The following is a 13,380-nucleotide window of genomic DNA, read 5'->3' as shown; positions in this document are numbered from 1 at the left end:
CGTTCCGGCCAAAGCGTGCGCCGTGTTACGTAACGAGTGGCGACAGCTGCCCGTTTTGCACCACGGGCCTGACAGGGCCATCCGCACAAAAGTCTTTTCGAATCAACGAGATACGGTGTTTCCGGCCCGCCGCTGACGGCTGAAGTCAAAGGCGGCACGCATGTTGCCCTCTGTAGTCATTTATTTGACGAGGAGGCCGCATGACCACCACCGTATCGCCGATCGCTTCGATCCCCGCCGCCGCCGAAAGCGGCGCTCCCGTGGTGCTTGCACAGGCCAGCGTCACGCCCCTGGGCCCTGTCGGGTCGAGCGCCCCCATGGCCGCGCCCGCCGGGCCGACCAGCCTGGGCACCCTGTCCAACGCCACGCCCGGCACGGTCGTCATGCGCGACGGATTTCGCATGCCGGTGGACGGCAACCAGACCCTCATCGCCGGCGACCGCGTGATCGTGCCCGACGGCGGCCAGGCCAACGTGCTCTTCCCCGGCTCGGCCACCAACAAGGCGCCGCTGGCCGGCGTGTTTGCGGGCGGCACCGACGCCACCATCACCTCGACCAAGCTGTCCAGCGGCCTGGAGCAGGTGAACGTCGACGTGGCCGCGGGCAACCTCGATGTCACCTCGCCCGACAGCGACGCGGAAGCCGCGGCGCTCGCCGTGAGCAAGAAGACCGCGGCCGGCAGCGGCATCGGCCTGGGTGAATTCGCACTCGGCGCACTGGGCGCCATCGGCCTGGGCGCCGCGCTGAGCGGCGGTGGTGGCGGCGACGGCGGCGGCTTTCCCCTGTTCGTCTCGGGCATCGGCGACAGCGACGCGGATGCCGATTCGGATGCCGATGCAGACGCCGACGCCGACTCCGACTCGGATGCAGACGCCGATGCCGATTCGGACGCCGACGCGGATTCGGATGCAGACGCTGATGCCGATGCAGACGCCGATTCGGACGCGGATGCCGATGCCGACGCAGACCACCTGCTCGATCCGGGCGACGGCCTCGCCGGGCACCTGCTGGGCGCCCTCGACAACGCGCTCGGCCTGGGCGGCGGTGCGACCAACGTGCGCAGCGCCTCCGGCTCGTCGGGCACGCTGGCCTCGCTGATGCCCGTGGCCGACGGCCTCACCGACCTGGTCGACGACCTGCTCTCGCCGGTCACCGGCGATGAGTTCAAGCCCAACGATCCCAACGAGTTCGAACCGGTGGACAACGCGGTCGAAAACATTGCCGTTCACGTGGGCGGCGTGCTGACCCCCGTGGTCGACGACCTGCTCGGCGATGGCCTGACCGACGCCCTCGTCGGCTCGCTGATCGGCCAGGTCGACTACCTGACCGACGCGCTGGGCAATGCGCTGGAGAACGTGCTGGGCAGCGAAGGCCTGCTCGGCGGCATCACCACCCCGCTGGGCCTGGACGGCCTCGTGGACGACCTGCTCGGCACGGACGGTGTCGTCGGCCAGGTGCTCGAGGGGCTGCTGGGTGACGGCAGCCTGCTGGGCAGCGTGCTCGGCGAAGACGGATTGATCGGGCAGTTGCTGGGCGATGACGGGCTGCTGGGAGGCGTGCTGGGCGATGGTGGTTTGCTGGGCGGCGTGCTCGGCGGCGAAGGCGGCCTGCTGGGCGGTGTGCTGGGTGACGACGGCCTGTTGGGCGGCTTGCTCGGTGGCGATGGAGGCCTGCTCGGCGGTGTGCTGGGCGATGACGGCCTGCTGGGTGGTGTCCTCGGCGGGGAAGGCGGCTTGCTTGGCGGCGTGCTGGGTGACAACGGCCTGTTGGGCGGCTTGCTCGGTGGCGATGGGGGTCTGCTCGGCGGCGTGCTGGGCGACGACGGCTTGCTGGGCGGTGTCCTCGGTGGCGAAGGCGGCTTGCTCGGGGGCGTCCTGGGTGACGATGGCCTGCTGGGTGGCGTCCTCGGCGGCGAGGGCGGCCTGCTTGGCGGCGTGCTGGGCGACGACGGCCTGGTCAACGGCCTCCTCGGCGACGAAGGCATCCTGGGCGGCGTGCTCGGCGGCGACGGCGCCCTGTCCGGCCTGCTCGGCAGCGAAGGCCTCACCGGCGGACTGCTCGGTGGCGACGGACTCGTGGACAGCCTGCTCGGTCCCGACGGCGCGGTCGGCTCCCTGCTGAACGCGACCCCGCTGGCCGGCCTGCTCGGCGGCGAAGACGGCTTGCTCAGCGGCCTGGTGGGCGATGACGGGCTCCTGGGTGGCGTCCTCGGTGACGACGGCCTGCTGGGCGGTGTGCTGGGCGACGACGGCATCCTCGGTGCCGAAGGCCCGGTCGGCGGCCTGTTGAATGGCGTCCTTGGTGGCGACGGCGGCGGCCTGCTCGGCGGTGTGCTGGGTGACGACGGCTTGTTGGGCGGACTGCTCGGCGGTGACGGCGGCCTGCTGGGTGGCTTGCTCGGCGACGACGGTCTTCTGGGCGGCGTCCTCGGCGGCGACGGTGGTCTGCTCGGCGGTGTGCTCGGTGACGATGGTTTGCTGGGTGGCGTCCTCGGCGGCGAAGGAGGCCTGCTCGGCGGCTTGCTGGGTGACGAAGGCCTTCTGGGCAGCCTGCTCGGCGGCGGCGACGGCGGATTGCTTGGCGGCGTGCTGGGTGATGACGGCTTGCTGGGCGGTGTCCTCGGCGGCGACGGTGGTCTGCTCGGTGGATTGCTGGGCGACGACGGCTTGCTGGGCGGTGTCCTCGGTGGCGACGGTGGTCTGCTCGGCGGCGTGCTCGGCGACGACGGTCTCCTGGGCGGCGTCCTCGGCGGTGACGGCGGTCTGCTCGGCGGCGTGTTGGGTGACGACGGCCTCCTGGGTGGAGTCCTCGGCGGTGACGGCGGTCTGCTTGGCGGCGTGCTCGGTGACGACGGTCTCCTGGGCGGTGTCCTCGGCGGCGACGGTGGCTTGCTCGGCGGTGTTCTCGGTGAAGACGGGGTGCTGGGCGGCGTCCTCGGCGGCGGCGAAGGCGGCTTGCTCGGCGGCATCGTCGGTGAACACGGCCTCGTGGGCAGCCTGCTCGGCGGCCTGCTCGGAGGCAAGAGCCCCGTCGCGGACATCCTGGAGCCGGTGTCGTCGGTGCTCGGCCATGCAAGCGATGCCGTAGCACCGGTCGCGGCCGGGGCCACGCAGGCCGCATCCGGCGCCGCGGTGCCTGCGGCCGACATCCTGGCCGGCGCCAGCTCGGCAGTTGCCCCGGTGGTCGCCGAGGTGGTGAACACCGTCGAGCACGCGGTCACGCCGCTGGTGTGTGAGGTCGTGGCCCCGATCACCAGCCTGCTCGACCACAGCGGCACAGGCTCCGCGCTGGCGCCCGTGACGAACATCCTGCACGGCCTGCTGGGCTGACCGAAGGCGGGAGAGGCCGGCAACGGCCCTCCCCTTTGTTCCAATTCGCGCACACGAAGGCGCAGCGCACCGCTTCCGGCGCGCTGCGCCTTCGCACGTCTGCCGTGCACAATCGGCGCTCCCGAGACCAGAGCCCCTCTGCCCCACGCCGCGCATGCGAATCCACGAACTGAAACGACGACTCCGCGAGGCCGGGGCCGGCCCCAGCCACGAGCAGCGCATCCTGCGGCTGTGGTCGCATGCGCTGCCGCGCAACAGCGGCAGGCGCCTGCCGGCCACCTTCTTCCCGTCGTCGCTGATGGAGGCTCTGCCGGCCATCGAAGCCGAACTGGCGGGCCTGGCGCGCATCCATGCGGTTCATCCCGGCGCCGACGGCTCCGAACGGCTGCTCGTTGCGCTGGCCGACGGCCAGACCGTCGAAAGCGTGCTGCTGCCGCGCGACGGCCTGTGCGTCTCGTCGCAGGTCGGCTGCGCCGTCGGGTGCCAGTTCTGCATGACAGGTCGCGACGGCCTGCTGCGCCAGGTCGAAAGCGCCGAGATCGTTGCGCAGGTTGCCCTCGCGCGCCTGCGCCGGCCGGTGCGCAAGGTGGTGTTCATGGGCATGGGTGAACCGGCGCACAACCTGGACAACGTGATCGAGGCCATCGAGCTGCTCGGCACGGTCGGCAACATCGGCCACAAGAACCTGGTGTTCTCCACCGTGGGCGATCCGCGCGTGTTCGAGCGACTGCTGCAGGCGCGCGTGCGGCCCGCACTGGCGCTCTCGCTGCACACGACCAATGCCGAGCTGCGCAAGAAGCTCCTGCCGCGCGCGCCGAACCTGACGCCCGAAGCCCTCATCGACGCGGGCGAGCACTACGCCCGCACCACCGGCTACCCCATCCAGTACCAGTGGACGCTGCTCGAAGGCGTGAACGACGGGCCCGAGGAAGTCGAGGGCATCGTGCGTCTGCTGTCGGGCAAGTACGGCGTGCTGAACATGATCCCGTTCAACACGGTGGAGGGCGTGGCCTTCGGCCGCCCGTCGCGCGAGCGCTGCGAGCAGATGGCCCGCACGCTGCACGAACGCGGCATCCTCACGAAGCTGCGCTACTCCGCCGGCCAGGATGTCGACGGCGGCTGCGGCCAGCTGCGGGCACGCGCGGCCGAGGTGCGGGTGACGGTGCCGATCCGCCGCGCCGACGACTGACTCAGCTGAGCGAGGCCATCCAGTCCCACAACGCGCCGGGCGCCTCGACCATCACGTTGTGGCCGTGCGGGCCCAGGTCGCGGGCGTCGGGGTCGAGGGAACGGGTCTGCTCGAGGGTGACCAGCGCATCGTGGCGGCCCTGGCCGAGGTGAATCGGGCAGCGCGCCAGTCCGACGAGTTCGGACAGCCGCGGCTTACCCACGGCATTGGCGCGCGGGTCCATGGCGAGGCGCCATCCCTCGTCCTCTTTCGTCACGCCGCGCGCCACGACGGGCGCTGTCGCGTCGGCGATCGCCGCCAGGCCGGAGACCTTCAGGTAGCGGTCTCGCGCCTCCTCTTCCGTCGCGAAACGCTTGGCGGGCTGCGTCGCCAGCGTCTCCATGCGGCGGACCTCTTCATCGCTCCATGCGACCTTGATGCCCGCCGCGAACACCGCGTGCGGCGCAACGCCGAACCATCCCGTCGCGAGCGCTAGGCCGATCACCCCGCCCAGCGAATGGCCGAGCACCACGAGCCGGCCTTCAGGCTGCAGATGCGGCAGCACCGCACGCGCCACGGTGGCGGCGTGCTGGCCGATGGCGTAGGAGGCCTGCCGGTCCGATGCGCCGTGCCCGGGCAGGTCGAGCGCAAGCCAGCGACCGCGCCAGCGCGCACCGGCCTGCGCGCACAGCGGCGCCCACACCGCGCCTGTCGCGCCCATGCCATGCAGCAGCACCAGCAGGTCCGCGCCTTCGCCGCCTTGTTCCGTGTACATGTCCTTTGTCTCCTGGCACTTTCGATGGCGCGAGAATACCCGGCGACGCCCCGAAAAGGGCCCGATCGGCACCCGCTGCCGCAAGACAGCGCGGGGCCTTGTCCGGCCCCGTTTGCGCGGAATGGCTGACGCGCCGTACCCTGTGGTCCGGGGCATGCTTGGCGTTGTTTTTCCCCCGTCTCCCCGACGCTTCTCTTTTCCCTTCTCCTCCAAAGGCTTTCGCCGCCCCTCAAGAACCCATGCTTGATCGCCGATCCTTCCTCGCCGCCGGCAGTGCCGCCGCCGCACTCGCCGCCCTGGGACTGCCCGAAGAGGCGCTGGCCGCCAACGGCCTGCAACTGAGCCAGCCGGCGCCCTTCTCCTTCGATGCGCTCGTCGCGCAGGCCAAGCGCCTCGCAGCCCGCCCCTACACCGCCGCCGCGCCGCTGGCGCCGCAGGTGCTGGAGCGCATCGACTACGACGCGCACGGCAAGATCCGCTTCGACCCCGCCAACGCCCTCTTCCGCGACGGGCCCGGCGCCTTTCCGGTCACCTTCTTCCACCTCGGCCGTTTCTTCCAGACCCCGGTGCGCATGCACGTGCTGGAGACCGCCGGCGGCGACAGCTTTGCGCGCGAGGTGCTCTACAGCCCCACCTACTTCTCGATGCCCGCCGACAGCCCCGCACGCTCATTGCCCGAAGGCGCCGGCTTCGCGGGCTTTCGCCTGCAGGAAAGCCGCCTGGGCGACCAGGGCAAGCTCGACTGGCAGAAGAACGACTGGGTCGCCTTTCTCGGCGCCTCGTACTTCCGCGCCATCGGCGAGCTCTACCAATACGGCCTGTCGGCGCGCGGCATCGCGCTCGACGTCGCGGTGCCCGACAAGCCCGAGGAGTTCCCGAACTTCACGCGCTTCTATTTCGAGACACCCGCTGCGGGCAACACCACCTCGATGACCGTCTATGCGCTGCTCGAGGGGCCGAGCGTCACGGGCGTGTTCAAGTTCGTCATGCAGCGCGGCAAGGCCGTCATCATGGACATCGACGCGCGCGTGTTTCTGCGCCGCGACGTGTCGCGCCTGGGCCTGGTGCCGCTCACGTCGATGTACTGGTACTCGGAAACCATCAAGCCCACCGCCATCGACTGGCGCCCCGAGGTGCACGACTCCGACGGCCTCGCGATCTGGAACGGCGCGGGCGAGCGCATCTGGCGCCCACTCAACAACCCCACACAGACCCGCGCCTCCGCGTTCGCCGACACAAGGCCGCGCGGCTTCGGCCTGCTGCAGCGCGACCGCAACTTCGATCACTACCAGGACGGCGTCAACTACGAGAAGCGCCCGAGCCTGTGGATCGAACCGCTGGGCGACTGGGGCGAAGGCTCGGTGCAACTCATCGAGATTCCGACCGACGACGAGATCCACGACAACACCGTCGCCTTCTGGGTGCCCAAGGCCGATGCAAAAGCCGGCGCGAGCTACAGCCTGCAATACCGGCTGCACTGGACCGACCAGGAGCCCTTTCCGTCACCGCTCGCACGCTGCGTCGCCACCCGCATCGGCCGCGGCGGCCAGCCCGGCCAGCCACGGCCGCAGGGCGTGCGCAAGTTCATGGTGGAGTTCATCGGGCAGCCACTCACCACCGTGCCCTTCGGCGTGAAACCCGAACTGGTGCTCACCGCGCCGCGCGGCAAGTTCTCCTACGTCTTCGCCGAAGCCGTGCCGAATGGCGTGCCGGGCCACTGGCGCGCGCAGTTCGACTTCACGCCCGAGGGCACGGAGCCGGTCGACATGCGGCTGTATCTGAAGAACGGGGATCAGACGTTGACGGAGACCTGGCTGTACCAGTACCAGCCGGGGTGAGTGGGAGCAGCTGCATCCTGCAGCCTCAGTTAATGCGCGCGTTGGTCAGCTGCATGTTTTCGAACTGACTGCCCGTGAAGTCGACCTGCTCGCCCTGCAGGTTGGTCGCACTCACTTGCGTGCCTCTGCACTCGAGCAACTTCAGACCTGACCAATGGCTCGCATCGAAGTTCAGTTCAGTCCAGTTGCACCGGGTGAAGGTGCAATCACTGAGCGTGCTGGCCTTGAGCTGCGCCGCACTGAAAGTGCAGTCCACGAAGGTGCATCCGCTGATCGCGATGCGCTGCATGTCACACTGGCTGAAAGAGCAACCGCTGAACTGGCATGCGGTCCAGACGGCGTCTTGAAAAGTGGTCGCAGTGAAGCTGCTGCCACTGAAGGTGCTCGACGAGAAGGTGACCAAGTTGAGGTCGAGGCCAGCGTAGGCATTGCCATCGCTTTGGTCGGCGAGACCGGCCGGGGCACCGCCGGCGCCCTTTCGCCATTTGTCGTGGTCCTGGATGATTTGGAGAGAACTCATGAAATCTTTTTGATTGGGGTTGCCGTCAATAAAAATCCGTAGATGGCCTGTCGAGCGCAGCGCCGATGGCTACCGCTTGTGCACGGACGCGACAATCTCGTCCCAAAGACTCAGCACCTGCGCATCGGACAAGCTGGCGTTATCTTCACCATGGCGCTTGCCGCTTTGCCCATACTCATTGCCTGTGGTCAGCGCGATGCCGAAGAATGGACGGTCGAGCGTGCGACGCTCCGTGTCGCGACGCTCGATTCGAAAATTGTGTTGCGTTACAGGGCGCGTCGTTTTTATCAGCGACTCTTCTGCCGGCGCTCCACCCAGCTTTCCTAGGCCTTCGCGCGCTGTGGCGATGATGGAAAGAAACTCGGGGTAAATTCTGAATTCACCTTTTCTTCTCGCCAAAATTCCCTCGCGCGGTTGACCGGTAACGGCGTGATAACTCACGTCAATCTCGATATCCGGGAGACTCTTCGCGCGGAAACTAAAGATGGCAGTCTCGTCGTCCTGCCCTACGTCAAACAGCACTTCTTGCATGCAGAAGCCTGGTTTGGCGCGCTCCGCAGTCCGGTAGGGTAAAAGCTTGGAAGCGATCATCTTCAGACGGGCTTCTGCAGGAGCCGGATCGGAATTCTTGTAGCTGATGCTTTTTTCGTCTTTGCTGTAGGACTCCTGCTCCAAGATTACATAGCGCTGCCCAACCAGCACGTGTAATTCGGTCTTGATTGATAAGCCGTAGTTCTCATCGCCCAAACGTCGCAGCAGTGCCGAAAGTTTTCCGAGTTGCTCGGCAAGCAAAAGCACCGAGCCATTGGTCGCCGCGTTCGTGGCTCCCTTCAATTCAGACTGACGCCTGTTGACCTCTTTCCAGAAGCTCTCGTAGTCATGGAGTTCCGGCTTCACAGTGGCGTAGACACGCTGGAAGTTTGCGTCCAATCCGTAGTAGAGCTCAATGTCACCCCATCCTCCGGTGATCAATTCAAAGTCCGTTGGCAGGGTGATCAGATAGCGGCCAATACAGTGAGTCGTGCGTTGAGATGCAATAGTGGTCATGGTCTTCGGCGTATAAGCAGGGGCGTAGATGAAGGGCAGCGCGCCGAGCCGTGATGCGGCCGCAAAAAGCGTGAGCAACAACGCAAGCGCAATCCAGACCCAGCGGCGTCGAGGTCGGGCGGGGTAACGGTGACTCATCGTTGAATCGATTCTTGGTCTTCTGCTTCACGCCCTACGGCACGCGCGCTTCCAGCGCGATCTTGCTGATGGCGTAGAAAGTGACCTGCCGCGCGATTGGGCTCTTGTCGCCATACGCCGGCTCGTGTTCAATGCCACTCAGCCGGAACACCTGACGCACTTTGGTGGAACCAACCGGGCTGCGACCTGACAGCGCAGGCACAGTGCCGTCGCCGCTGGCCTCCGCGAGACCCACGCGCAACTCCCACTGACTCGTCTCTTCAACGCCAACTCCAGCTTGAGGTTCAGCCGTGACGGTTTGTTCCCATCCCACATACTCTGGATTAGTACCATCCAGAAACACTTGCTGCGGCGTCATGCCAAAAGCCTCGTCGAGTGTTGACATTTCGCCAGCCCTGCCGCGTGTCATTTGCCACACAATGCCCTCGAAACTTCGAGTCGTACCTCGGTCGTCGGCGCCGTAAAAGGCATACGTGTTGGGGTGGTAGATGACAGGGGTGACCACCTGTGCATGGAACATTTCCGCCAATGTGATGAATTTCAAATAGTCGCTCCACAAGATCGGAGTTCCACCACTCGGCTTAAGCCACTCCTCCTTGACCAACCCCCACCAACGGTCGCGTCGCTTGTAAATTTCCGCGTAAGGGTCGGACTCGTGCATTGCCTTCTGCACTGTCTTTCCATCGGGCCCGAGCACCTGCAGCCAGCCACGCTGATAGCGTTGTGTCGGCAGCAGTTGAAGCGCACCAGGAGCCTGCGCGAAGACGGCAGTCACATCCTGGCCAGTCCTTCCGATGACAACCGCGGCAGCTCCGTTCTCCTCCTGCATTCCTAGCTTGCATCGGCGGTAGGCAACAGGAGCCCCATCGGCAGGCATCACACCGTGCACGATACCGGCGATGCTCAGTTCCATACCCTCCAGTTGCTGGCACGCACGCGCCACCAAGCCGCCCATGCTGTGCGTCACCAGGATGACCTGCTCGCAGCGCGAATTCGCATTGTTGTTTTCCGCAATGACTTGATTGATACGCTGCTTCAGCAGCTTGGCCGCATTCCCGTTGTCGTCCAGCCAGTTGTAGCCGCAGGCATACACGGGGAAATACCATTTCCGCAGATTCTTGAAATCGTCGGGCGTACTGGGCACCAGGTCCTTCTCCGGACGCCAAGATTGATTGGAGGTGTCTTCGGCGCGCAATGCCATCAGCGCCGCAATTTTGACTTCGACATCGGTTTTCGGCTTCCCCACGCGATGCCCGTTGAGAGTGTCTTCAAGCAGTACCAGAAAGCTTCCGTAGCTGCTTTCACCGACCTCGCCCCAGCCCCGCGCACGGTATTTTCCAGCGAGTTCCTCTGCGTCATCGGAAAAGACAGAACCCACTGACTTGGTCGGCACATTGCCATCGGGATCGACTTCGGTACGGTCGGGATGGAGCGACTTCTGCCGATCACCGGGCGTTTGTCCAAGTTTTTGAAATGCAAGTCTCGCCGGCTGACCGAAGAACGCGTTGAGGCGCCACACATTCAACTTCTTGTCCCTTGATCGCAGATTGCTCCCCATTACCCCAGGCACAAAGATGATGGGCAAGGTGTTGGAAATACCGACGCGAAGATGAACCGAGTCTGTCTTTTTGGAGTCAGTAAGATTCCATGTGTATTGCATGCTGCCATCGGGTTGAGGCATTGGCAGTGCAACACGTGCGGGCGGAGGAGATGTTGTCATGAGAACTCCAGCAATGGTTGAGAGATCAGTTCTGAAGACCCAGCAGCTCAAGCTTCACGCTGTCGGGACCAATGCCCTTTTGCAAGGGGATCTTCGCGTCAGCACCCGTCACGCCTTCGACGACGCCACCGTCCGTGTGCGTTAAGCGGAATTTCATCTTGGGAACCAGTTCACCTGCCTGGTCAGTGACTACGAAGGATTCGTTGAAGGCTGTATTGGAAAAATGAGGAAGGTCCATCGACAATGTGCTCGGGCCTTGCAAGACCAAACTGGCCGTCTTGACAATGAACTGCCCTTTCATGCCGAAAACGGCTTGGCCGTCACCCAACCGAAGATAAGTTCCGTCGCCGGCCACGAGCAGGATGCATTTTTGGCCTCGCACGACAACGCCTTCCTCCGTGGAAGTAACCGTGACGTCCTTCTGGGCTGTGACTTCAATGCCGTTGTGTTGCGCCTGATGAATCACCCTACCCTGATTGGCGATAGCGCGGATATCGCCAGCAACAGCGAATTGCTCAATGTCCTTGCCGGCACTGTGCAGGATGGAGCGCCCTGCATAGTGTTGCTGGTTGCGGCTCGCCACGGCATCGATGTTCTGGCCTGCGTACTGGGTGTGATCCTTGGGCGTTGCGCTGGCAATACCGGCGGCACCACTGATCGCGAGCACAGGTTGCCCGCCCGACGCAGGTCCCTTGACACCGTCTTCACCGCTGGCGCCATGACCAAGAGCATCGACAGCTTGACTTAAATCTTCCTGCGGTGTGGTTTCGCGAATAGCTCCTTGACAGTCGACAGCAGCCTTGCCCAGGTCTTCGGCCAGAGCCAGCGCTTGCTTGAGGCAACTCACCAGTTCATCTCGCTCCAGGATGCCGCCCACTGCCCGCGAGCGACCGTCCGTAGATAGGAGCAAGCCTTTGTGTGTACGCAGGGCACCCCATCCGTCTGAGCGGAGCTCAAAACCCTCTCCCCTCGGGTCCTTGCGTCCGGCGTTGTCTTCGATGCGGGTGATGTACCCAAGGCTCAGTTGGCTATGCTGATGATCGCTCTTGAGCTGCGCCTGTATCTTCCCAGCCGTGTCGTCCAGCGCCAGGTGGTTGCTGCGTCCGGCTGCGCTGTTGCCGCCTTCCTCGGTCAGCTCCCGGCTCCTGAATCCTGAGAGGGCCTGCTGACCGGGCAAGGCCCACGGCGGCAGGTTCGCCTGGTTGTAAGCCCGCCCGGTACAGATCGGCAGATCGGGGTCACCGCCCAGGAAGTCGACGATCACCTCCTGGCCGATGCGCGGGAGCTGGATGCCGCCCAGTTGGTTGCCCGCCCAGGGCGAGCTGACGCGTATCCAGCAGGTGCTGTGCTGGTCCCTTGTCCCGATGCGGTCCCATGGGAACTGCACCTTGATACGCCCAAGGTCGTCGGTCCAGATGTTCTGCCCGGCAGGGCCGACGACCAGTGCGGACTGGGGGCCGCGGGTAAACGGCTTGGGTTGCGTGAGCGCTGGGCGTAGCGGCTCGACCATCGGGTGTGCCGTGAAGTCGACTTCCACCTTCCAATGCTGTCTCCGCCCAGACGTGGCATCGGGGACCTGGCTGTCCTGTGCGACGTCTTCGATCAGGAAGCGGGTCTCCAGGATCAGGTACTCGGCATTGGCCTTCTGGCGCGGATGCTTGACCAATTGAAAGGAGCAGCCGGGCACCATGCCGCGCAGATTTCCGCTGGCCTGTGCCCGGGCGCCGTGGGTGCGCAGGGCTTGCATGCGCAGGAGCGCCAGCTGGCGGCCCTCCTCTTGCGGTTCGTTAGCACCAGCCGTGCCGGCGCGAGGTTGCACGTAGTGGCTGCCGCCCGCGCCGCCCTCATGCCATTGGTACACCTCGCCGTCCGCCTGACCGGTCGCCCTTGGCTCGTTGCGGCCGATGCTCAGGTCAGCCTTCGGGCGCGTGTAGTCGTAGTCGCGGCTGGCGTACCTGCCGCTGGTCAACTGGTTGTGGGGTCCGAAACTGTGGATGTATTCGGCGTCCGCCTTCCAGCCCGGCGCGTGGTACTCGACCTCCTGGTACGCGGCGCTGTCGTTCTTCTTGTACGCGCCCATGTTGTCGATGAGCACAAGGCGGTGCTTGTCGGCGCTGTGCTCGAAGAGGTAGCTGATGCCCCACTCCTGGCACAGGCGGCTGAAGAAGTCGAAGTCACTCTCGTTGTACTGGGTCTGGAAATCGCGCGGCGGGTAGGCTTCGATCAGGCGTTTGTCGACGGGGAAGTCGTAGTCGGCAAGGAGTTCATCCAGGATCTGGACAACGGTCTTGTCCTGGTAGATCTTGCAATCGACGGACAGGGTGGCCAGGTGCAACCACGGGCGCAGTGTGAGCTTGTATTGCACATGGCGGCCTTCTTCGCCCCAGACCTGGGCGTCCGAGATCAGTGCGTTGATCTGGCGCACGCCCGCCCCGATGTGGTCGACCGATGCACCGACGGCGCCGGCAATGAATTGCCCCGCCCCGTCGAGCTGGATGTTGCACGAGACCTCGCGGCCGATGAAGCTGTCGAGATCGAAATCGGCCGCCTCGCTCGCACCAAGGTTCAGGGCGTCGGGGGTCTTGAGAAGAAGCTCGTACTCGAACAGGCTGTTGACGCCTTCGCGTCCCGACAGGCGAACCGGCTCGAGCGCCGGACGCCCCAGAAACACCGGAATGGCGGTGCTGTTGATGTCGAGCGTGCGCGTTGGCGCAGCACGGAATGCGGACATGTGTTCCTCCCTGAAGCCGCTCCTGTGGATCAGGAGTCGGGCCGCGGATTGTGGGAGGCCCATGCGCACAAAAACGAGAGGAAAGAATCGGGCAACTATTGCGAAGCGAGCAGC

8 protein-coding genes are annotated in these 13,380 nt (G+C 65.4%); 3 read left to right on the top strand and 5 right to left on the bottom strand.

Going from position 1 to position 13,380, the window contains the following annotated elements:
* The first annotated feature begins 200 nt into the window (after positions 1 to 200).
* Together AC1RAA_RS01225 and AC1RAA_RS01220 are read left to right on the top strand one after the other, a co-directional pair.
* A complete protein-coding gene (locus AC1RAA_RS01225; protein ID WP_492726043.1) occupies positions 201 to 3,329 on the top strand; it encodes a hypothetical protein in 3,129 nt (1,042 codons plus the stop codon).
* A gap of 154 nt (positions 3,330 to 3,483) precedes the next feature.
* On the top strand, positions 3,484 to 4,518 hold the full coding sequence (locus AC1RAA_RS01220) for an RNA methyltransferase (RefSeq protein ID WP_492726041.1): 1,035 nt from the start codon (positions 3,484 to 3,486) through the stop codon (positions 4,516 to 4,518).
* Position 4,519: 1 nt separating this feature from the next.
* Here the strand turns inward: AC1RAA_RS01220 and AC1RAA_RS01215 are convergent, their stop codons facing one another.
* Positions 4,520 to 5,272 (bottom strand): alpha/beta fold hydrolase, encoded by a 753-nt coding sequence (locus tag AC1RAA_RS01215; RefSeq protein WP_492726039.1) that lies wholly within the window; start codon positions 5,270 to 5,272, stop codon positions 4,520 to 4,522.
* A gap of 239 nt (positions 5,273 to 5,511) precedes the next feature.
* Between AC1RAA_RS01215 and AC1RAA_RS01210 the strand changes: the two genes are divergently transcribed.
* Positions 5,512 to 7,110, top strand: coding sequence for an OpgD/OpgG family glucan biosynthesis protein (locus tag AC1RAA_RS01210; protein WP_492726037.1), 1,599 nt, complete (start codon positions 5,512 to 5,514; stop codon positions 7,108 to 7,110).
* 25 nt (positions 7,111 to 7,135) lie between these two features.
* On the opposite strand, the gene AC1RAA_RS01205 is transcribed toward AC1RAA_RS01210, so the two are convergent.
* The 4 genes from AC1RAA_RS01205 to AC1RAA_RS01190 form a co-directional block, all read right to left on the bottom strand.
* Entirely contained in the window at positions 7,136 to 7,630 is a 495-nt protein-coding gene (locus tag AC1RAA_RS01205; protein ID WP_492726035.1) for a pentapeptide repeat-containing protein, read from the bottom strand.
* A 69-nt stretch (positions 7,631 to 7,699) separates the two neighbouring features.
* Positions 7,700 to 8,815 (bottom strand): T6SS immunity protein Tli4 family protein, encoded by a 1,116-nt coding sequence (locus tag AC1RAA_RS01200; protein ID WP_492726034.1) that lies wholly within the window; start codon positions 8,813 to 8,815, stop codon positions 7,700 to 7,702.
* Between the two features lie 34 nt (positions 8,816 to 8,849).
* A complete protein-coding gene (locus AC1RAA_RS01195) occupies positions 8,850 to 10,475 on the bottom strand; it encodes an esterase/lipase family protein (protein WP_492726032.1) in 1,626 nt (541 codons plus the stop codon).
* An 85-nt stretch (positions 10,476 to 10,560) separates the two neighbouring features.
* Positions 10,561 to 13,266, bottom strand: coding sequence for a type VI secretion system Vgr family protein (locus AC1RAA_RS01190; RefSeq protein ID WP_492726030.1), 2,706 nt, complete (start codon positions 13,264 to 13,266; stop codon positions 10,561 to 10,563).
* Between the last annotated feature and the right edge of the window lie 114 nt (positions 13,267 to 13,380).

The sequence above is a fragment of the Variovorax sp. GW823-FHT04F07 genome (assembly GCF_058795995.1).
Note: the sequence above shows the minus strand (reverse complement) of the source record. Positions and strands in the feature narration are given on the sequence as shown.